The sequence below is a fragment of the Paraburkholderia gardini genome (assembly GCF_907164575.1).
Lineage (GTDB): Bacteria > Pseudomonadota > Gammaproteobacteria > Burkholderiales > Burkholderiaceae > Paraburkholderia > Paraburkholderia gardini.
In genome coordinates, this window is the sequence record NZ_CAJQYY010000005.1 from 196,171 (window position 1) to 217,554 (window position 21,384).

The 21,384-nt window shown below is 63.2% G+C and carries 18 protein-coding genes; 5 read left to right on the top strand and 13 right to left on the bottom strand.

Translation table 11 applies throughout. The features are described from left to right. Positions 1–22: 22 nt before the first annotated feature. The 3 genes from LPA34_RS06260 to LPA34_RS06270 all read right to left on the bottom strand — a co-directional run bounded on the left by LPA34_RS06260 (position 23) and on the right by LPA34_RS06270 (position 1,430). On the bottom strand, positions 23–469 hold the full coding sequence (locus LPA34_RS06260) for a hypothetical protein (protein WP_228976061.1): 447 nt from the start codon (positions 467–469) through the stop codon (positions 23–25). 143 nt (positions 470–612) lie between these two features. Continuing rightward, positions 613–858 (bottom strand): hypothetical protein, encoded by a 246-nt coding sequence (locus LPA34_RS06265; protein ID WP_228976062.1) that lies wholly within the window; start codon positions 856–858, stop codon positions 613–615. A 41-nt stretch (positions 859–899) separates the two neighbouring features. Beyond that, a complete protein-coding gene (locus tag LPA34_RS06270) occupies positions 900–1,430 on the bottom strand; it encodes a lecithin retinol acyltransferase family protein (RefSeq protein WP_411178816.1) in 531 nt (176 codons plus the stop codon). A gap of 475 nt (positions 1,431–1,905) precedes the next feature. Here LPA34_RS06270 and LPA34_RS06275 point away from each other — a divergent pair, with 475 nt between their 5' ends. Together LPA34_RS06275 and LPA34_RS06280 are read left to right on the top strand one after the other, a co-directional pair. Beyond that, the gene (locus LPA34_RS06275; protein WP_228976065.1) at positions 1,906–2,193 is read left to right on the top strand and encodes a hypothetical protein; all 288 of its coding nucleotides are present in this window, start codon (positions 1,906–1,908) and stop codon (positions 2,191–2,193) included. A gap of 5 nt (positions 2,194–2,198) precedes the next feature. Further along, positions 2,199–2,969 (top strand): PP2C family protein-serine/threonine phosphatase, encoded by a 771-nt coding sequence (locus tag LPA34_RS06280; protein WP_228976067.1) that lies wholly within the window; start codon positions 2,199–2,201, stop codon positions 2,967–2,969. A gap of 42 nt (positions 2,970–3,011) precedes the next feature. Here LPA34_RS06280 and LPA34_RS06285 read toward each other — a convergent pair whose 3' ends face one another. From LPA34_RS06285 to LPA34_RS06325, 9 genes are all read right to left on the bottom strand, one after another. Then, positions 3,012–4,343 carry a sigma-54 interaction domain-containing protein gene (locus tag LPA34_RS06285; RefSeq protein ID WP_228976068.1) on the bottom strand — a complete coding sequence of 444 codons (1,332 nt, stop codon included), beginning with the start codon at positions 4,341–4,343 and terminating at the stop codon, positions 3,012–3,014. Next, complete coding sequence (locus LPA34_RS06290; protein WP_228976070.1) at positions 4,340–7,396, bottom strand: peptidase domain-containing ABC transporter; 3,057 nt, start codon at positions 7,394–7,396, stop codon at positions 4,340–4,342. Before LPA34_RS06290 ends, LPA34_RS06285 begins: the two co-directional genes overlap by 4 nt. A gap of 4 nt (positions 7,397–7,400) precedes the next feature. Next, positions 7,401–8,153, bottom strand: a complete 753-nt coding sequence (locus LPA34_RS06295; protein WP_228976072.1) for a peptidylprolyl isomerase — start codon at positions 8,151–8,153, stop codon at positions 7,401–7,403. Positions 8,154–8,231: 78 nt separating this feature from the next. Then, entirely contained in the window at positions 8,232–9,605 is a 1,374-nt protein-coding gene (locus tag LPA34_RS06300) for an HlyD family efflux transporter periplasmic adaptor subunit (RefSeq protein WP_228976074.1), read from the bottom strand. Beyond that, positions 9,583–12,081, bottom strand: a complete 2,499-nt coding sequence (locus LPA34_RS06305) for an FHA domain-containing protein (protein ID WP_228976075.1) — start codon at positions 12,079–12,081, stop codon at positions 9,583–9,585. Before LPA34_RS06305 ends, LPA34_RS06300 begins: the two co-directional genes overlap by 23 nt. A gap of 211 nt (positions 12,082–12,292) precedes the next feature. Continuing rightward, positions 12,293–13,675 carry an efflux transporter outer membrane subunit gene (locus LPA34_RS06310; protein ID WP_228976122.1) on the bottom strand — a complete coding sequence of 461 codons (1,383 nt, stop codon included), beginning with the start codon at positions 13,673–13,675 and terminating at the stop codon, positions 12,293–12,295. Positions 13,676–14,068: 393 nt separating this feature from the next. After that, on the bottom strand, positions 14,069–14,344 hold the full coding sequence (locus LPA34_RS06315; protein ID WP_228976078.1) for a hypothetical protein: 276 nt from the start codon (positions 14,342–14,344) through the stop codon (positions 14,069–14,071). A gap of 374 nt (positions 14,345–14,718) precedes the next feature. After that, positions 14,719–15,186 carry a DUF4399 domain-containing protein gene (locus tag LPA34_RS06320; protein ID WP_228976079.1) on the bottom strand — a complete coding sequence of 156 codons (468 nt, stop codon included), beginning with the start codon at positions 15,184–15,186 and terminating at the stop codon, positions 14,719–14,721. A 44-nt stretch (positions 15,187–15,230) separates the two neighbouring features. After that, on the bottom strand, positions 15,231–15,665 hold the full coding sequence (locus tag LPA34_RS06325) for a DUF4399 domain-containing protein (RefSeq protein ID WP_228976082.1): 435 nt from the start codon (positions 15,663–15,665) through the stop codon (positions 15,231–15,233). A 354-nt stretch (positions 15,666–16,019) separates the two neighbouring features. Here LPA34_RS06325 and LPA34_RS06330 point away from each other — a divergent pair, with 354 nt between their 5' ends. Further along, positions 16,020–17,951: an SUMF1/EgtB/PvdO family nonheme iron enzyme gene (locus tag LPA34_RS06330; protein WP_228976083.1), complete on the top strand. Its 1,932-nt coding sequence runs from the start codon at positions 16,020–16,022 to the stop codon at positions 17,949–17,951. A 58-nt stretch (positions 17,952–18,009) separates the two neighbouring features. Here LPA34_RS06330 and LPA34_RS06335 read toward each other — a convergent pair whose 3' ends face one another. After that, complete coding sequence (locus LPA34_RS06335) at positions 18,010–20,160, bottom strand: serine/threonine protein kinase (RefSeq protein WP_228976085.1); 2,151 nt, start codon at positions 20,158–20,160, stop codon at positions 18,010–18,012. A gap of 424 nt (positions 20,161–20,584) precedes the next feature. On the opposite strand from LPA34_RS06335, the gene LPA34_RS06340 reads away from it, so the two are divergent. Together LPA34_RS06340 and LPA34_RS06345 are read left to right on the top strand one after the other, a co-directional pair. Then, the gene (locus LPA34_RS06340; RefSeq protein ID WP_228976086.1) at positions 20,585–20,860 is read left to right on the top strand and encodes a hypothetical protein; all 276 of its coding nucleotides are present in this window, start codon (positions 20,585–20,587) and stop codon (positions 20,858–20,860) included. Between the two features lie 88 nt (positions 20,861–20,948). Beyond that, positions 20,949–21,230, top strand: coding sequence for a hypothetical protein (locus tag LPA34_RS06345; RefSeq protein ID WP_228976088.1), 282 nt, complete (start codon positions 20,949–20,951; stop codon positions 21,228–21,230). Positions 21,231–21,384 lie beyond the last annotated feature (154 nt).

The following is a 21,384-nucleotide window of genomic DNA, read 5'->3' on the forward strand; positions in this document are numbered from 1 at the left end:
GCACGCCAGCGCACCGCCGCCGCTATCGCCCGTCACACAGGATCGCGGTGATCAGAAGCGGGACCACCTGTTTGACGATGGCCCCGCTGCCCGCTTCGCGCACGCGCGACTCCACGGTTTCAGCGGGACCGTTCACCACGACGCCGTAAGCGGAATCGCTGATCGGCTCGCCACTCCCCTTCCTGAAGATCGCGTCGTCATGTTCATAGCCGAGCACGGCGTAGACGCGAAATCCGAAAGCAGTGAGATTGCTGCCGCGTATCGGCCGGAACGCGTTGATCGAGTTGGCCTCGACGCGCATCGGGTTCGGCTCGATGTACTGGCTGTTGAGCAGTTGGGAGATGTAGTCGTGCGCGTTCGATTTGCAGTCGAGTTGCGGATCGAGTTCGTAGGCGCGACACAGGACCGGCGTGAACATGACGCCGCCGGTGGCAAGCGCGATCAGTGCATGGACAGCGACCTTTCTCATGGTAGCGATGCCGTTTCCTCTATCGCGTCACCCTCTCACGCAACGGCGCGAGGCGTATGTACGCTAGCCACCAGTGTCACACACCCGCGTCATGCCTGCAGGCGCGCTGCCGGCTTCCTGACAGTGTGGACCGGAACAGGCGCTCATGCCGCGAGCCGGCGGCCGTCCATCGCGGGACGGGCGGCGGCGGGCGGGAATACGTTCCATGAGCCGTCGTCGTGGCGGAAAAAAATGATCGACAGCAGGCCGCCCGGACGCAGCGCCTCGACGCATACGTAGCGGCGACGCGCCACGCCGTGGCAAAAGCGCGTGACACGGGCGGGCATCGCGGGCGTCGGCGCAAGCCATTTGTCGACGGCCTCGTGCAACGACTTTTCTGCGGCGTTCATGATGGTCTCCTTTCTGCCGGTTCGGGAATACATGGGCGGTGTCAGGCGGCCTGCGCCGCGACATACGCATCGTTTCTGCCGCCTTCGACGAATGCCTTGACGAGGCACACGAGCGCGCGCACACCGGCACGCGGATGCATGAGGCAGGTCTGCACCTGCTCGCTATGGCTCCTGCCAAGCAGGCACCACGCGCAGAAGTGTTCGCAGTTGTTGGTGAGCAGGCGATAACGGTTTTCACCGAGACGCGAGCGTGCGCGGCGCACGGCTTCTTCGCTGCCGTAGCGGGCGTGCGGATAAGGACGGACCATCACCATGTGGCCGGCGGCGAACTGCGCCAGCGTGACTTCCTCGACCGGACCGCGATGCGTCGAGTTTGCAAAACCCGCGTAGTGCACCACCCGGCCGTCACCGACATAGATGCCGTGGTGTTCGTAGCCGCGACGTTCCGTGACGAGATGCGCGCCGGCCGGAAGTTCGCTGTACGTGCGCAGCGGAAGGTCCGGCGACATCGAAACGACGATGGGGTCCTTGCCCCATCCTTCGCTGCATGTCAGTTGCTGGTTGCTGTTCATGGCTGCCCCGATTCGTCTGGTTCGTCTGGTTGCTGCAAGCGGTGCCTGCATCCGATGGCCAACACTTCTGACCGGTATTGCGCATCAACCGGGCCATGCCACACAAACCATTGATTTATATCGATATTCACGTTTTCGCACAGGCCGGCACGACACCGGATGTGCGGCTCGGGCCGACACAATTTCTGGCGAACTGTTGGCGACGAACCGCCATTTCAAATCAGGGCGTGCCCGTGCGTCTTTACTTTCTGGGTGTTGGGTCGGCCACCGCCATGCGGCGGCCGCTGTTGGCGCTGGACCAACGAACAGGCGGGAAATGACGTGTGCCGGGTCCGCGCGCACGCCATTAATCTTCAAATAATCAAGGCGTTACGCGATACGCGTGTGACGCCGGGACTTTCGGCATGGCCCTTGCATATAGGGGCTCAGACTTCTTTTGACCCGGCCGGGACAGACGGCCAACCGGAGACCCACCATGGCTTCCATTACTGTGAATGACCTCTCGTTGAATCTCGCGCTGGATCGCAAGGCAATGGCCGCGATCCGGGGCGGCGGCGGTGCGCCGTGGGTGTATGGCTGGATCCAGCCCTACGTTCGAGAAACGCCAAGCTTCGGCCCGACCGTTAACCTGTACGAGATCTCGAACAGCTTCTATGCTAACCAGATGATCAACACGTTCCAGTCGGTCGACGTCAACAACACCGGTTCGAATTCGAACCTCACCGTTTCTCCCGACGCGCGCAGCAAAAACAATGCGGTGTAAATGTCGTGACCTGTGCAAGCCAGTTTCGATGGACGTCATCGGCGCGTTCCGACGTGGGACGCGTCCGTGAGATCAACGAAGACGCCTGCCTCGATCAGTCCGGGCTCGGACGCTGGGCCGTCGCCGATGGCATGGGCGGCCATGCGGTGGGCGATCTGGCGAGCCGTCTCGTCATCGAAACGTTAAGCCAGCTGGCGCCGCCCGCGAGCATGAAGCGTTTTATCGCGGATGCGCGCGCACGCCTGCAGGTCGCGAACAAACAGCTCCGCGAAGAAGCCGCGCGACGTCAGGTGCAACGCATTGGCAGCACCGTTGTCGTGCTGCTCGCGTGCGACCGGTTCTGCGGCTACCTGTGGGCCGGCGACAGCCGCATCTATCTGCTGCGGCAGGGCCAGTTGCGGCAATTGACGCGCGATCACAGCCAGGTCGAGGAACTGCGCCTGATGGGCCACCTCACCGACGAGGAAGCGCGCAATCACCCCGCGCAGCACATGATCACGCGCGCGGTCGGCGCGACGGACCGGCTCGATCTCGACGAAGCCGCCATCGAAGTCGTCGACGGCGACATCTTCCTGCTTTGCAGCGACGGACTCTGCAACGAGGTGAGCGACCGGGAAATCCTGGCTGCACTGGCATCGGCCGACTGCCTGCGCGCTTCGGATGAACTGGTGGAAATCGCGCTCGCACGAGGCGGGCGCGACAACATCACGGCCGTGGTCGTGCAGGCGGAAGACCCGGCTGCATCCGACAAGACGTTGCTCAACCCCGCGCCCTGAAACGCGTTTGCGTGGGCATTGCCCGATGCCGTATTTCGGACGTCAGCCTGCCTCTTTCTCTTCGCTGTCGTCGCGGCTTTCCTTGCTGGCGTGATTGCGAAAATCCTTCGAATGCAGGCCGTGTTTCTTCAGCAGCATCTGCAGATGCGAGCGGTTCATGTCGACGCGCCGCGCGAGTTCCGCCACCGTGCCGCCCACTTCGTGAAGACCGCGTTCGAGAAACGCCTTTTCGGCTTCATCGCTGGCGGCCCGCTTTGCGTCGCTGAGCGACATCAGGTTCGTGACGCCCTCGCCGTTCGCGCCGGCCGGATGGGCGCCACCCGAGGTCGCCGGAGCACTTGCCGCAGGCCGCATGTCGACCGGCAGATGTTCGATGTCGGCCGTATCCCCCGCGAGACACGACACGCGGTACATCACGTTGCGCAGCTCGCGGATGTTGCCCGGATACGCGTAGCTCAACAGGAAATCGCGCAGCCGCGGCGTGAGGCGAACCGGCCGCCGCTTGAGCGCACCGGCGGCTTCGTCGCCGAACCATGAAAACAGTAGCGGGATTTCGTCGCGCCGCTCGCGCAGCGGCGGCAGCGTCACGTGAATCACGCTTAGCCGGTAAAACAGGTCCTCGCGAAACCTGCCCTCTTCGCTCAGTTGCCGCAGATTGCGGTTGGTCGCCGCGACGATGCGCGTGTCGACGGCAATCGGCTCATCGGAACCCACGCGCTGGATTTCGTGCGCTTCGAGCACGCGCAGCAGTTTCACCTGGCCTGCCAGCGGCAACTCGCCGATTTCGTCGAGAAAGATCGTGCCGGTATGCGCGCTTTCGAACTTGCCCTTGCGATCGCTCGACGCGCCGGTAAACGCGCCGCGCCGATGCCCGAACAGTTCCGACTCCAGCAGGTTGTCGGGAATCGCGCCGCAGTTCACCGAGATATACGGCTTGTCCGCGCGGCCGCCGTTCGCGTGAATGACCTTCGCCATCAGCTCCTTGCCGGTGCCGCTCTCGCCGTCGATCAGCACAGGCAGATCGGTCGGCGCGGCTTTCTCCGCGATTTCGAGCGCTTCGAGCAGCCGCGGGTTGTCGCCGAATGTGCCTTCGAAAATGAAGCTGCGTTCGAGCAGCCCCTGGCGCCGCGCCTGGCGCGACTGCTCGATGCGCACCGGTTCGGCCACCGCCGCCTGCACGAAGCGCTCCTTGTGCGACATCTGCATGACTTCGTCGCGCAGCGTATTCGCCTGGCGCAGCAGCTTCTCGATATCCGCGCGTTCGAGCCGCGACGACCAGCGCAGCGTCGAGCGCAGGATTTCGATCTTCTCGATCAGGGCGGCGTACGAGATCGCGGGACTGCTGTCTTCGGGCTGGTCGAGTATCTGCATCACGCGCTCAACTGTTTTTGCACGAGCTGGTAATACATGCCTTTGCGTTGCACGAGGTCCTCGTGACGCCCCTGTTCCACAATCGCACCTTCGTACAGCACGAGAATCTTGTCCGCGCGCATGATCGTGCTGAGCCGGTGCGCGATAATGACCGCCGTGCGTCCCTTCAGGATATCGTGCATGTTGCCGAGAATATTGCTCTCGGACTGCGAATCGAGCGCCGACGTCGCTTCGTCGAACACCAGCAGACGCGGATCGTGATACAGCGCGCGTGCGATACACATCCGCTGGATCTGGCCGCCCGACAAACCGATGCCCCGCTCGCCGACGATCTGTTCGTAGCCGAGCGGCATCTTGCTGATGAACGCATGCGCGTCGGCCATTTTCGCGACTTCCTCGATGCGGCGGCGATCGGGCGTATCGTCGCCGCTCGCGATGTTTTCCGCGATCGTGCCGGAAAACAGCAGATTGCTCTGCATCACGTAGCCGATCTGCGCGCGGTAATACGCCTTGTCGATCACGTTGAGGTCGTAGCCATCCACCGACATCCTGCCTTCCGACGGCGCGTAAAAACCCACCAGCAGTTTCGCCAGCGTGGTCTTGCCCGACCCGCTGCGCCCGACAATGGCAACGAGCTCGCCTGGCTTGATATCGAAGCTGATGTTCTCGAGCACATACGCGCTATCGCTGTCGCCGTAACGGAAATACACGCCGTTCAGGCTGATTTCGCCCTGCAGATCGGGCAGCATCACGCGCGAGGCAAGGTCCTGCGGCTTCTGTTCAGGTTCGATATCGAGCACGTCGCCTAGCCGCTCCATCGCGACACCGGCATCGTTCAACATGCTCCACAATCCGACGAGACCCATCAGCGGGCTTAGCACGCTGCCCATGAACGCGTTGAACGCAATCAGCTGGCCGATCGTCATTTCGCGCGCAAGCACGAGATTCGCGCCGACCCACAGGATCGCGATCGTCGTCGCGGCGTTCAGCAACTGGCTGCCAAGTCCGACAAGAATGCTGAACGCGTGCGCGCGATACTGCACTTCGAGCGCCTTGGCGTATTTCTTTTCCCAGCGCAGACGCACCGGCCGCTCGATGCCCATGCCCTTCACCGTTTCGACGCCCGCGAGCGCTTCCATCAAAAACGACTTCGAATCGGTCGATGCGGTGAACGATTCGCGCGCATAGCGTTTGATCTTCGGCGTGGCGATGGCGGTGAGCGCCATGATCGGAATCACGAACGCGATCAGCACCAGCGTCATCTTCACGTTATAGAAGAACATGATCGAGAAGTAGATGAACACCATCAGCAGATTGAGCGCGGTGGTCACCGTCGATTCGGTCAGGAACGCGCGGATCGTCAGGTTCTCCTGAAAGCGCGCGAAGATGTCGCCGGTCTTGCGCTTTGCGAAGAACGAGAACGGCAGCGACATCGTGTGCCTGAAGAACTGCGACATCATCGCGAAGTCCATGTTGCGCACCATGAAGTTCGCCAGATACGCGCGGATCGACGACATCAGTTGGGAAAACACGTTCGCGATGATCAGCCCGACGATCAGCAGATGCAGCAGGCTCACGTTCTGATGCACGATCACGCCGTCGAGTATGTTCTGGATGATGAGCGGCGGAATCACGCCCAGCACCTGGATCACGAACGTCGCAAGGAACAGGTACGCGAGAATCTTCTTGTACGGCGTGAGATAGCCGACAAAGCGGATCCACGGTGAGCGCGACGCCGAGATCTGCACGAGATCCGGCCCCGCCGTGAACACCAGACACGTCCCGCTCCAGCCACGCTCGAAGTCCTCGACCGTGAGCTTGCGAAAGCCAAGTGCGGGATCGGCCACCCACACGTAATCTTTCGACAGGCCGTACACGACGACGTAGTGATAGCCTTCCCAGTGCACGATGAACGGCAGGTCGAAGCCGCGCAGCGAATCGAACGTGCATTGCACGCCGCGTGCGGTAAAGCCGAGCGATTCACCCGCGCGCGCGAGACTGTCCAGCGTCGCGCCCTGCGTCGTCACGTTCGCGAGTTCACGCAGTTTGCCGAGCGTCATCGGAATGCTGTAATGGCGGCACACCATTGCAAGGCACGCCGCGCCGCAGTCCATTTCCTCCGCCTGTTCGACGAGCGCAAAACGCCTGATGACCTTCTCGCCGAACTCGGGCTTCGTATGAAGATCGAGCATCAACGGCAGCTTGCGACGCTGCTCGATGCGCTTCTGGCGTTGCAGTTCGCGATCGCCGTAGCGAATCCGCTCGTCGAGTACTTCGCGCAGTTTCGGATTGCGCTCGAGAATGAAGTGGACGGTGCGCTCGGGAATCACCAGCAGACGCGTATCGGTCGTCGCTATCACGGAAGCCATCTGCTCCTGACGCATCAGGCAGGCTTTCTCGCCGAAAATCTCGCCTTCCTTGAGCGTGGCAAGCGTGTACGCGTTGCCGTCCTCGGTCCGCACGATCCGCACTTCGCCCTGACGCACAACGTAAAGACGGCGATCGTCGCGTGCGTCCTGCTTGAGGATTTCCTTGCCGGCCGTCACGCGCTTCACGCCGACGCTACGCACATATTCCTCGAGTTCGGCCTTGTTCAGCTTGCCGCGCAGATCGAACAGCTGCGCGACAAAGCCGCCCGCCGAACTGATCGCGACATAGCTCGCGATGAACGCCATCGCGGCCTGATTGCCCGCGATCACCGGTTCGATCGCGCCGCGTGGAATGAACAGCAGTTCGGTCTTCGCCGACGAACGCACCGACGATTCATGCATATACGCGCGCAGCATCGCGATATCGGCGAAGATTTCGCCTGCCTTGCGCACGCCCATGCTGATTTCCTTGCCGTGCTCCTCGGTAAAGATGCGTACCGATCCTGAACGGATCACAAAGAGGCCTTCCGCCGGTTCGCCCGCGTTGCACACGGTTTCGCCAAACGAATAGAAGCGCGGCTGCGCGTGTTCCGCGAGACGTTCGAGTTCGTCGCGCGAGAACGGCGACAGAATCTCGACCGTGGAGAGAAACTCTGCCGCCGAAGGCGTGGTCTGGGGCGCGTCCATGTGCCTAGCGCGCCTCGATCACGTGTTCCTGCGAACGCGCGATCAGCCAGCCCTCGCGCAGGAGGCGCCTCACTTCAGCGGCGACGTCGGCATCGAGCGTCGCGGGATATTTCGCGGTTACCGCGAAAATCTCATAGCAGGAACGGTCCGGCGAAGGAAACGGCCCGAGCAGATCGCCCACCTGCGCGTTGAAAATCTTCGCCTCGATATCGGGTTTCAGCGATCCGCGCAGCACCTTGCCGATCACGCCGCCCGCCTCGCGCGTATCGGCGATGGAATGTTCACGCGCCATGTCCGCGAAGCTTTCGGGATCGTCGTTCAGGTACGAGATCATTTCCTTCGCCTTGCCTTCGCTGTCGAGCACGATATGGCTCACTTCGATCGCATCGAACTTCGGCGAATTCAGCGAGAAATATTCCTCGATCGCCGCTTCGTTGCCGACCTGATCGAGCATCTTCTCCTGATACAGCCCGTCGGTAATGAATGCCTCGAACTCGTCGAGACTCACGTTGAGCGTGTCGAGATACTGGTTCATGTCGGTCGCGCGATGCAGGCCGCGCACCCGGCGAAACTGGTCGGCGCGCTGCTGGATTTCGTCGGCGGTGACGGTGATACCCTGCTTCTTCGCCGCATGCACGGTGAGCTTGTCGCGCACGAGCTGCTCGATCAGGCTTTCGAACTGGCCGGTCAGTTTAAGCAGCCGGATGAATTCGGCGACGTCCACGACTTCTTCATCGATTCGCACTATCGCGGTCATCTCGTCCGCTCCTCAGGTTGGGCCGCGCACCTGCGCGCGGCCTTCGGTTCTTCTCGTTGCCGCAACTTCGCGCTTCGATCAGCCGGCAATCTGCCGGAACGGATCGAGGCCCAGATCGATCAGACGCCGTTCGCGCACGACGATCTCCGCGGTCGCCGTCATGCCGTAACGCAACGGATAACGGGTGTCCGCGATCTGATAGTAGTTCTTGTCGAGCGTGACGCGGCCTTCATAGACAGGCTGCTTGTCGAGCGCCGAAGGTTTCGTCGCGGGCGATATGAATGCAAGCGTGCCGCTGATCAGCCCGTAACGCTGATAAGGAAATGCATTGAATTTCATCTTGACAGGCAGGCCTTCGTGCAGGAACGCGCGGTCGTGCTCGGGAATCTCGATCTTCAGCACCTGACGGGCGTCCTTGGGCGCAATGCCGCCAAGCGGCGCGTTCGCCAGGATCTTGTCGCCGGGCTGCGTCGACGTGACATCCGTGATCACGCCCGAAGTCGGCGCGAGAATCAGCAGGAAGTTGTCCTTGTCGATATTCTCGAAACGGATGCGCGCCGCGGCCTCCGCGACGAGCCGCGCGGTTTGCACCTGCAGCCGCAGCTTGTCTTCCGTCGTGGCGATTTCGCGCACGGCGGCGTCGTACTGGATCTGCAGATTGGTGGTCTCCTGCCCGCTCGTTTCGAGTTGCGCGTTCGCCTGCGTATATTCGTGGCTCAAACGGAAGTCCAGCTCCGCAAGTTTCGACTGCGCGACGCGATACGCGTTTTCCGCCGCCAGATACGCGGTGCGCTTCGCCTCGACCTGAAGCTCCGCGATGCCGCCACCGCCTGGCTGCGCAAAGAGCCGCGAATAGCTGTCCAACTCCTGCCGCGCCGCATCGCGCGAGCGTCGCGCGTTATCGAGGATGCTGCGTGCTTCGTCGAGTTCGGCTTTCTGGCCTTCGGCAAGCTTCGTCGTGCCTTCGGCGACACGCGTCTCGTGCTGGCGTGCCTCCACGTCGATCTGGTCCTTTAGCGCCGCGGCCTTGCGCTCCATCAGCGCCTTCTTTGCGGGGAACTGCTGCCATTCGCGCTCGGCGTCTTCGAGTTTCAGTTGCGCCTGGAGCGCGTTGCTCGCCGCCTCGATCGCGCCGCGCGCATTGAGCCGCGCAAGCACGTCGCCTTTCGATACGGGCTGGCCCTCGGCGATGTACACGTCGGCGAGTTCGCCGTCGATCGGCGCATAGAAGCGGCGCACGTCCGATTCCGGCGAGAGCGTGCCGGGCGCGCTCACGATCACATCCGCGCGGCCGACGAACGACCACAGCAGCCCGACGACCACCAGCCCCGCCATCGCCAGGATCAGCGCGTGGGCGAGCTTGACGGGCTCGGCCATCAGGATCGCGATGCCTTCGGCGCTATGGTCCGCCAGCGCCTCGGACAGCAATTCAGGGTGACTGTCGCGTTTCACTGCTGTCGCCTCCGATGAGTGCCAGCTTCGACTTCAACAGTCCGGGTTCGAGCACCATGCGCAGTTCTTCCAGTGAGCGGCGCTGCATATCCGCTTCGGCGTTGATGTCGGCAAGCAGCGTGTCCCAGTCGGACGGATGGTCGGCCTTCAGCTGCGTGTAGATGCGCATGCCCTGCTGGGCGAGCGACTGCGCTTCAGACAGTAGATGCGCCTGACTGCGAAAGCCTCCGGAGATGCCGGATTCGAGCCGCTGCGTGCCGCCGATCGCACCGTTCGCACGGTACTGGCGCCACTCGGCCTGCGCGCGCGTCAGCAGATCCTGCGCGCGGGTCAGCGCCTTGTCGTGCGTCGCGGTGACATCCGCTTCGATCGCGTGCATGAACCAGGTGTCTTCCGCCGGGTCGAGCGCGGCGTAGAACGACAGCAGGCGCCCGTCATAGTCCTTCGTGCCGCGCGACTTCCGCAGATCGGCGTACTGGTCGAGCACGGCCTTCTTGTGCGTCTGCTCCGCCGTCAGCACGTCGGACCACGGGTTCGCGGGAATCGCCTGCAACGCGGCGAGCGCCTGTAACCCGTCGCCGTGTTGCCACGCAGCCGTTACCGCGTCGTGCCGCTGGATGACATCGGCTGAAGGCAAGCGGCTCGCCGCGAGGCGCGCGTAGTGCGCCTCGAACGGTGGCGTCGAGAAATGCACGTGTTTCATCAGGGCAAGCAGCGGCGTGAGCTCTCGCGCGACGGCGTCACCCAGCAGTTCGGTGTATGCCTTCAGATCGCCGCGCACGCGGTCGAGGCCAGCGAGCCGCGGATAACGCTGCGCGTAATCATCGAGCACCGGCGGCAACGCATCGGGCTTGTCGCGCGCGAGCTCGGTGTCGATCGTCGCGTTCAGCCGGCCGATCGCGGCGAGATACACGGCGTCGTCGCTTTGCAGCTTGCGCAGATGGCTCAACGCCTGCGCGTAAGGGTCCGCGAACGCGGGCACGTACGACGCGATCCGGTCGAGCGCGCGCTGGTGAGCACGCGCATCGTCTTCCCAGCGCCTGAGCAGATCGCCGATCCGGCCTTCGTCGGCATAGATGCGGATCGGTGCATCCGGGCCGCCGCGTCCGACCACGAAGCGTTCGAGATCGCCCACCCATTGCAGTTCGCCGACGAGCGATGTCGCATCCGGATTCACCGCACCCAGCGTTCTGATACTTCCCAGCAGCGTATCGGCGCGGTCGAATTCGCGCTTCTGCAGCGCGGCGAGCCAGTCGGGCACCTTCGCCTTCAACAGCGCCTCGCTCGCCAGCGCCTTCAGATGCGCGTCCGCCGGGTGCTGTCGCACGTCGTCGTTCGCGACGTCCAGCGCCTGTTCGTAGTCGCCCGCCGCGAGCAGGTTCTTCAGTTCGCGCTCCGATGCGCCCCTCATATACAGCGCAACGCCGATACCCATCACCGCGATCACGCCCGCGAGCCCCCACCACGCGGCACGCTTTGTCGCGAGCTGCTCGCCGCCCGAGAACGCGTTCGCAAGCTCCGTCGCCAGCACGCGCCAGCGCCGCTGCGCGCGATGCGCATGCGTGTCGCGCTTCGTATCGTCGGGATCGGGTTGGCTCGCTTCGTTGACTTCGTCTTCGCGCTGCCGCGCCTGGTCGACGCAGAAAATATCGAGGAACGAATGCGCGGCGCCGACGAAGGTGGTCTTGTCGGCGTCGATTGCTTCGATCGGGGGGGAGGCCATCATCTGGGTCACGGTCGGCTCGAATTCGGGTGTTTGCTGCAGCTCCACCCTGTAGACGAAGTGATCGCCGCCGAATGCAAGGACGTCGCCCTCCAGCAACGCATGCGCCGATTCGTCGAGCCGCCTGCCGTTGACGAACGTGCCGTTCGTGCTGCCCAGATCCTCGACGTAAAGATCGCCCGCGCGCGCGAAAATATGCGCATGGCGCCGCGAAATGTAATTGACCTGATGTGGATAGCGCGCCTTGTAGCGTGCGAAAACGTCGTCGACCTTGCTGACCAGAAACGGGAACGCGCGCACGTCGACGGGTAAAAGGCCCAGATCGTCGCGCTCGGGCACGAGCGTGAGACCGGCCGGCTGCGCGGCCTGCGCGGCGGCGACAATGCGCGCGCGCGGCTCGATGGCGATCCGGTACGACAGCTCGCCGCCAAAACACAGTTCGTCGCCGGCGCGCACGCGGCCGGGCGTCTGCCGAACGTCCTTGCCGTTCAGCGTCGTGCCGTTCTTGCTGTCGAGATCCGCGACGTAGACCACGCCGTGTTCGGTGAAAATGCGCGCGTGCCGGCGCGACAGGCGGGTAAGCAGTTCGCGCGGGTAATCGACGAACGGCGGTTCGCTGCGGCCAATGGCAAACAGGGTGTCGATGATCCGGATCGCACCGAGCGCCGGGTGCGACACCGGCGAGAGCACGACGTCGAACGCCTGGTCCAGTGTAGTGCGCGCCTCGGCAATCTGGACTTCGCCTGGAGTCATGATCTGGATCACTAAGCGTTTACCCGCTGCCGCGAATGCGTCAGGGGCGCGCCGCTGGCATCCGCGGCGGATGCGGCGTGACAGGCCCGACCGCATGGGCCGCGGTCACACAAAGAGTGTAAGTCACGTATCGCGGTAGTCAATTGTCCGGCGCGGACGATGAACCGCGTGAGCAACCGTTCACCCTGCGCTTTTGTGTCGCCTGACCGGCTCATGGCTGCTTCACCTGCAACTGCACATCGACAGCGGGCCAGCCGCCGCCGAGCGCCTTGTACAGCAGCACCGTGTCCGACAGAATCTGCTGATGATTGGCAAGCAGATCCTGCTGGGCCAGCAGCAACGTGCGCTCGGTCTCGAACACTTCGAGCTGCGACACCACCCCTTCTTTTAGCTGCGCTTCGATCTGGTTCGCGACGATCTGCAGCCGCGATACTTCTTCCTGCAATTCGACGCGCTGCTGGCGATGCGCATTCAGATTGACGAGCGCGCTCTCCGTTTCTTCAAACGCGGCCATGACCGTGCTGCGATATTGCTGTTCGGCGACTGTCTGCTGCGCCTGCGTGGTCTTCACATGCGCGCGCACACCCGGATCGAGCAGCGGAATATCGATGCTCGGCATGAAGCCATACGTGATCGACTTCAGCAGATCGGTCAGCGCGAAGCTGGCGGTACCGCCGTGGCCCGTCAGGTTGATCGTCGGCAACTGCGCGAGCTTCGCTTCGCCGACGAGGTCGTACGATTCCAGCACGCGAAATTCAGCCGCGACCACATCGGGCCGGCGTGACAGCAATTGCGCGGGCAAACCGGCGGGCACGGGCGGCAACTGCACGCGCTGCTGGAGATGCCCGGCCGGCAGTCTGAATTCGCCGGCGGGCACGCCGATCAGCGTCGACAGCGCGTTGTTCGCTACGTCGCGCGAGCGGCGCAACTCCAGCAGTTCGTTAGTCAGACGATTGATCTCCGCCTGCTGGCGCAGCACCTGTGTCTTCGGCGCGAGGCCGTTGCGGTTCATGCCATCGTAGATCGCGAGGATCTGGCGGTTCGTCGCGAGCGTCTTCTGTTGCTGCTCGATCTGGTCGTCGAACTGCAGGATCTGGAAATAGGTCGTCGAGACGTTCGCCACCAGTTCCAGATAGCCCGCGCGCCAGTCGGCCTCGCTCGCATGGAATTCGGCCTTCTGCGCCTGTACGCCCTTCTCGACCTTGCCCCAGATATCGATGTCCCAGCTCACCTGGGTCGCGAGGTTGTACTGATGCGAAAACGGTTGCCCGGTGATCTTCTGGTAATTCGCGCCCGCGCCGAGATCCATCACCGGCAGCGCGCCGGCTTTCGCTTCGCCGATCTGCGTGCCGGCCACGTCGATGCGCGCGGCCAGCACCTTGATATCGAAGTTGCCGGCAATCGCCTTCGCGATGAGCGCGTTCAGGTACGGGTCCTGGAAGCCCTTCCACCAGTCGGGCTCGATTGTGTCGGCGGGTGAAACGATCGAGCCGGTCTTGTCGGACCACGATGCTTTCGCGGGCGTATCGGGGCGCTTGTAGTCAGGCATGCTGACATCGACGCACGCCGAAAGCAGCACGGCGCACAGCGCAATGGTGCCGAAGGTCCTGAACGTGCGGGCGGTGGGTGCGGCAGGGAGGGGTTCGGCGCCCGCTCCATCGTCCGCGACGCGGCGACTGGCTGGCGCGATGCGCCAGGTACGACGGACTGGGCAATGATGCAACGCTGACACGATAATCTCCGGTCAATCCAGCGGCACGGCATTCGGGTGCGCGCAATCAGGCAACACGCGTCCTGCACGTCTTCCGGTTGTGGAGCGTGGCGGGCGGTTAGCGCGGGGACAGGTGCGATGCAGTGCGGTGCGGCGGTCTATGAAAAGAACGATTGGTTGCGGTTTCTTTTTCATGAAAGCCGGCGTACGCGATGACGCAGCCGGCTTGTGTCCGCGGAGACGTCGAGGCCTCCGCGGTGGTCTCCCCGTCACGCTTTACATGTTGACGGTGTTGTTGCTGTCGATATACGGATTCGAGATCGTCTTGACGTTGTCGAGGAACGCCGAGCCGTCACCGGTAGCGATCTGCGAGCCAAGCTGGTTCTCGTTGAGCTGCTTGACGTAGGCCGTCTTGCTGGAATCGAACGTGATCGGCATGATGTTGACGAAGTTGTTCGACGGGAACGGCGTGAAGCCGCCGCGCACGGCGCTCATCTTCTTGCTGTCGAGGTCCTGGGCGTTCGAGAGGTCTTTGATCATCAGCGTTGTCATGATAGGTCTCCAAAGAGGAAAAGGTCAGTCTTGCGATTGGTTTCGAGCATCCTGTCTGCTCGGGTGTCACTAATGCATGGCCTGTGCCAGGCATGTGGTCCTTAGCGCGAAAATCCTGCGGAGCCCTGAAAACGCTGGGGTGTGCACGAGATGCGTCAATGCGCGGGGCGCGCAAGGAGCGAAATGGAATCGACCTGGGTGATGGGCTTTGACCGACAACACGCCTGACAGTGTTGGATCAGGAGAGACATTAAAGACTTCGGCTTCGTGCGTTTTCTTTAGCGGCGTGCTTAAGGATGTCTGGTGTGATCTTTAGCCACGCTTTAGCGCGCCGCCAGCCGCAGGCAACGTACCACGGCGCCTCGCCCCTCACCTCACTTCGCGATGACGGTGATCTTCTTCGAATACACGGGCGGATTGTGCGGGATGTGCATGTCGTCGCCCATCAGCAGTTGCAGCGTGTGTCTACCGGGAGGCAGCTCGATCATCGTCTCCGTTTCACCCGCGCCGAAATGCAGGTGGTTGCGATCGGAGGGAATCTCCTGGTCCATCGGCGGCAGATCGGTATCGATCAGCAGATGATGGTGGCCGGTATTCGGATATTTGACGCCCTTAGGCGCGACGCCCATATAGCGCAGCCCGAACCAGACGCGAAACGGCTTGTTGGCCGGCACAACCTGGCCGTCGTTCGGATAGCCGATATAGGCATACGCTCCCGCGGGCGATGGCGTCGTGCCCGCGAATGCCACTCCGGGCGCAACCGGTGCCAGCGCGACAAACGTAACGGCAGACGCTACGACAGACACCGCGACAGATGCGACGACAGCAATGATCTTGTACATGGATGGTGCTCTCCGTCCTGACAGGCCGAAGCGGCCGCGCTCGCTCATTTCACGATGATGGTGATCTTCTTCGAGTACACCGGCGGATCGTGCGGCACGTGGTTGTAGTCGCCGAGCAGCAGTTGCAGCGTATGTTTACCCGGAGACAGTTCGATGCGCGCATCCGTTTCACCCGCGCCGAAATGCAGGTGATTGCGGTCCGATGGAATTTCCTGATCCAGCGGCGGCAGGTCGGTATCGATCAGCAGATGGTGGTGCCCGGTGTTCGGGATGTTGACGCCCTTCGGGCACACACCCATGTTGCGCAGTCCCATGCGCACCCACAGCTTGCCGCCGTGAATCACGGTGCCGTCGGCGGGCCAGATGATGTACTCCTCGGCGCCGGGCGGCGAAGGCGTCCGGGCCGCGAACGCGGACGCGTTCGCAAGGAACAGCGAAGCAACGACATACAGCGCACCCAGCATTATTCTTTTTGGCATCGCGCATTCTCCCGAAGAGTTGTCCGGGTCGCCCCCTGCTCTGCAAAACGAGCCTGTCCGCGCGCGCTGGCGCGATGTGTGCATACGTGCGTGCCGGAACGACCGGTAAAAAAACCGATCTGTGTTGTCTGCTTTATGAATTAGCTTAGGACGGAACTTGCCAAAAAGATACGCCACTCTCGTTAACGTTTTGACGCGCGAACTGCGTGCTATCGTTGTTCATAGCGACTCGCATACATCGATACGCCAGCAGGGTCGTGCGCTGACACTGCCGCGCCGCGCGTGGCAGCCGCCGGTACCGGAGCACCGGTGGCCGGAAACCTGAGTTCGGTCCAGAACAGACAGGAATTAAAAATGTGGCGAAAACTCCTGCTCATCGGTGTCGTTGGGGCGCTCCACGCACATTGGATCGACGCTTTCGCCGCACCCTCGCCTGCCGGCACGACCGCTACGGCGAGTGCGCAGATCCTCTTTCCCGATAGCGGCATGACCCCACGCGGCGTCGCACTGGTGATCGGCAATGGCGATTACCCCGACCATGCGCTGGAAAACGCACCACGCGACGCGATGCGGATACGCGACGCGCTCGCGGCGCGCGGCTTCGATGTCATCACGCGCACGAATGCTTCGCCGCAAGCCATGAAGTTAGCGCTTGCCGAATTCGCACGACGTCTGCGGCACGGCGGTACCGGTGTGTTCTATTTCGCCGGACACGGTTTCCAGCTGGCAAACGCCACGATGCTGCTGCCATCGGGTGTCGATGCACGCGTGCCCGCTTCGCTCGTCAAGGATGGACTGAATCTCGATGCGGCACTTCAGGCGATGTCCGCGCCGCGTGCGCACAAGCTCAATCTCGTGATTCTCGATACCTGTCTGAACAATCCTTTCGATGCGGCCAATACCGGCGACATCGCACCGCCTGCGCGGACAATGATCGCGTACGCGACCGCGCCTGGCGGATTCGCGGCGGATGGGCCACGTGGCGGCGTCTTCACGGATGCGTTGCTGCATGAGTTGTCGGGCGCATCGGCACACGATGCAACGGCGCTCTTTGCGCGCGTAGCCGCGAACATTCGTGCGGCGACGGATGGCAAGCAACGGCCACGCGTGGTCTCATCGTTTGATGAAAAGCTTGCAGCGGGTGCTGTCGGGCACGACGCCATCCAACCCACGCGCATGTACGTCACGAGCGCGGATACCGAAGCTCCGATCACACTGCATAGCCGCGGCATCCTGCCAAAAGACAGCAGCGAGCAATACGAACTGACGTTCTGGGATTCCATCAAGGACAGCACGTACCCAAGCGACTACGAAGCGTATCTGAAGGCCTATCCGAACGGGCGCTTCGCGACGCTGGCGCACGCGCGTATCGACCGCTTGCGCGCCGCCGCGAAGACGCAAACCACGCCCGAAGCGACACGCACCGCGCCGGCCGCCACCCTGCCGCCGCTGCCGCCGGAAAAACCGCGCACGACGACCGCCGCGCCCGTACCCGCACCATCGGCACCCTCCGCGACAGCACCCGCAAAAGCGGCCCCGCCCGCGGTCGTGGCCAGCCGCGCCGCGAACAACGGTGAAAGCAGGGACTGCGCGGCCTGTCCGGTCATGGTTTCACTGTCGCCAGGATCGTTCACGATGGGCAGCGCCACCGACGATCCGTCGGAGAAACCCGTTCATCACGTGACCATCGAAGCGCCGTTCGCGATCGGCAAATACGAAGTCACGATCGAGCAATGGAACGCGTGCGTGGACGCCAAAGCGTGCCCGGCGCTTTCGAGCAACAACAACCCGTCGAAAACAGCACCGGCGCGCGATCTCAGCTGGGACGATGCACAGGTCTACGTGAAATGGCTGGCGAAAACCACGGGCAAGCCATACCGTCTGCCGACCGAAGCGGAATGGGAATACGCGGACCGTGGCGGCACGACGACGCAATACTGGTGGGGCGACAAGATGGTCAAAGGCACCGCGAACTGCAAGGACTGCGGCAACCCGTGGCACACGGAAGGGCCTGAGAACGTCGGCATGTTCGCCGCGAATCCGTTCGGCTTGCACGACATGAACGGCAGCGTCTGGGAATGGGTCAGCGACTGCTGGCACAACTCGTATCAGGGCGCCCCCACCGACGGCCACACGTGGGATGCCCCTGGCTGCGACATGCGCGTGATCCGGGGCGGTTCATGGCGCGAAGGGGCGAACTACATGCTCACGTCGACACGCTTCAGGTACAGCTCGAGCGTGCGTCAGTCGCAGGATGGATTTCGCGTCGCCAGGGATCTGAAGTGAGCGCGGCGTGATCGCCTGTTCGAACCACTGACGCCAGCGCCGCGCACGCAGCGCGCGCTCAATGCGAGTGGGCCTTCGTCGTGATCTGCGCGATGTCGACGCCGATACGATCGCGTCCGTATTTGTCCGCGATCTGCGCGAGCCGCGCATCGAGGGCATGTAGATAATCGGCGCGCGATTCGCTCTCCGGACGCATCCTGTCGAAGAGCGGCACAGGCGTCACCAGCAGTACCACCATTTCCGCTCCGAACGGCTTTGCGATCACCCAGTCGCCGCCACCGCCGATGGTCGCGGCATAGTGCGGCGGCGCCTGATTGTCCTTCGCGCGCGGCCCCGGCACCATGTGGACGACGCTGCCATCCAGCTGGTAATAGTCGAGATTCACGTAGGAGTCGTAGCCCGGCGTCGTCACATCGACGATGAGCGGATCACCTTCGGTCAACTGGCCGCCCGCCGGACGCACATGGAGCGCCGTGGCCCGCCCACCCTGCCAGTTCCTGACCCAGTAAGGCGCGAACGATTTCATCTCGTCGCACTTGTCGTCGGCGAGTGTCTGCACATCGAGTTTCAGCGTATCGACACCCGGCACCGCGCCTAACGTATTTTGCAACTGCGTCACGCCATAGCGCTGCGGCACGAAGCCCTGTACGTGCAACGTGTGCCCGTCCACTGTGGAAGCCAGCGCGGAACACGGCACCAGGGCAAGCGCGGGCGTCACCGCCGCCATCGAGAGCGCGGGTTTCGGCGCGGGCACAGGCGGAACAACCGGCGGCGCAGGCGAAGACGTCGCCTGAACCGCCCGCGTAACTGAAGTAAGCGACGCAGGCGACGCAACCGAAGCCGCCGAACCCAAAGGCGCGACGGACGCCGAAGAAGCCACGGAAGCAGAGGACGCCACGCCACCCGATGGCGCCGCTTCCTCATGCCCGCCCGACGACGCCCGGTACACCCCGACGCCGACGCCCGCCGCGACCAGCACCGCCACCCCGGCCGCGACGCCCGCCTTCACGCGCATGGCGGATTTCAGTGCGACTTTTTCCTCGGCGCCAAACTCCTCGACGAAACGCACGACAGTCGGCGTGCGCGTATTGCGGTCGAACGAGAGCGCCGAGCGCAACGCGCGCCACTGCCGCGTGCCGAGGTTTTCCGGCCGCTCCGGCTTGCGGCCGGTGCTGCGCGCCTGGGTCGCGGACTGCCGGTCGAACGGATGGCGCCCCGTCAACAGCTCGTAAGTGATGCAGCCGAGTGCATAGATATCGTCGCGCGGATCGGGCTCGCGATGTTCGAGCATTTCCGGGCTCGCATACGCGGGCGTCAGCGCGCCGAGCGTGCCGGGATCGAACACGGTCGCGTCGCTCTCCTCTTCGGGCCGCTGAAACACGCGCGCGATGCCGAAGTCGATCACCTTCACCTCGCCCGTATCCGTCAGGAACACGTTCGCCGGCTTGAAGTCGCAATGCACGAAGCCACGTTCGTGCGCATACGCGAGCGCGCCGCACATGCCGCGCACGATCGGCAGCGCCGCGCGCACCGGCATGCCGTGAAAATCCTCGGTGCGCAGAATCTGGCTCAACGCCCTGCCCGACAGATACTCCATCGTCAGATAGACGATCGCGCCGTCGCGGTCGAAATCGTAGACGGTCACGATGTTGCGGTGCGCGAGCACCTGTGCCTTGCGCGCTTCGCGCTGCAACGCGATCAGCGATTTCGGATTGCCGCGGAACTGGACGTTGAGCACCTTGATCGCGAGATACGGCTTGCGATCGGAGGCTTCGAGCTTGCGCAGGTCGAGCGCCTTGTAGACGGTGCCCATGCCGCCCACACCCAGGCATTCTTCGAGCACGAAGCGGTTGTTGAGCGTGTCGCCGGTGCCCTTGATCTGGTCGTGACCGGGCAACGGGCCCGCCGTGCCCATGCCGGAAGAACCGTGCGACGGCGCATCCACATGCGCCTGCTGCCGTGTTTGCAGACGCGTTTCCTCGCCGCCCGCCGCCAGGTTCGAAACCGGTAACTGCTCGATCCGGCGCCGCACTTCCGCGTGAAGGTCGGCGGGCAGCGGTGAGCGCGCGTGCGCTTCGTCGAGGACGTCCATCATCCGCGCGGGACTGAGGCTGTCCGTCGTCAGCGTGTTGTCGAGCCGTGCGATGAACTCATCGCGCGTCAGGCCGCCGCTCTGATAATCGCGGATCACATGCGCAAGGCTAGCCATATGTGCGAAGCGACGTGCTCCCGTAGGACCGGCAGGAGCGGCAGGAAACCGCGAAGAGGCCGGCGAACAACCTGTCGTAACCAGTTACATGTGCTGTTTCGATACTAGCCCGCAGGTGACGCTTTCGCAAACCAGGATTGCCCCGCGACGCGCGCGCGGACACGTGAGCCGCGCGGGTGTCGCAGCCGGACCAACGCCGTGACGCGGGCAGTTGGCTACGCGCCACCATCGCGGGCATACGTATGCGGTTCACAGCGACGCCATACGTATCGCGCAATTCGCGTTGCGCCTTGCGCAGCAGGCATCGCGCGGTTTTTTTACGGCATGCGCCGCGAACTGGCACAGCCTGTGCGTTAGTGACTCCCGAGCAAACAGGATGCTCGCAACCCGCTGCAAGACTTCTTTTTCCGCCAGGAGACCCGAAATGAAAACGCTGATGATCAAAGACCTGTCGCACACCGAACAACTCGACGGCAACGCCATGCGCGCCGTTCGCGGTGGCTACGTGTTCCCGACGAACAACTACTTCAACTTCTCGCCGATCACGGTCGATACGAGCAAGCACGTGTACGCCGACCAGTCGATCGCTTCGATGATGAGCGTTCAGGTAGCCACCGGCAACGACTCGGCTTTCCTCAACAACGTCACGTCGAACGTCAATCCTTCGATCGACGCGAAGAACACGATCAACGTGAGCTAACGCGTACGGAAGCAGGCCGCGCAATCCCGCCGGTCCGATGCGGGCGGCCCGCTTCCCTTTCTCTTCCCGATACTTCTGGAGCATCACCATGTCAACCATCATGATTCAGGATCTGTCCCAGGCACGCGAGCTCGACCGTCGTGCCATGTCGGCCGTGCGCGGCGGCACGGGCATCAGCAACCCCTGGCTGCAAGGCAAGGGTCCGGTTGCGAGCCCCACCGTGAACGTCAACGTGAACCAGAACATCCAGCAGTTGCAGTACGTCAACGTCGAGGCGCTGAACAATATCGGTGTGCTCGGTGCTAACCTGGGCCCGCTTGCTTTCGACGTGAGCCCGACGCAGTGGGCCGCCAACACGACCAGCTTTTGATCCCGCGCCGTGGCAGGGAACCCGGGGGTTCCCGCCACGGCCGGTTAAATAAAGAATCGCGGCATACGGGGTGAAGGCGAATTTCCTATACTGGTTGTGCGAAGCAGTCCGCGCACCGGCAACCATCGTGCGGCAACCGGCCACGCCGGTTGCC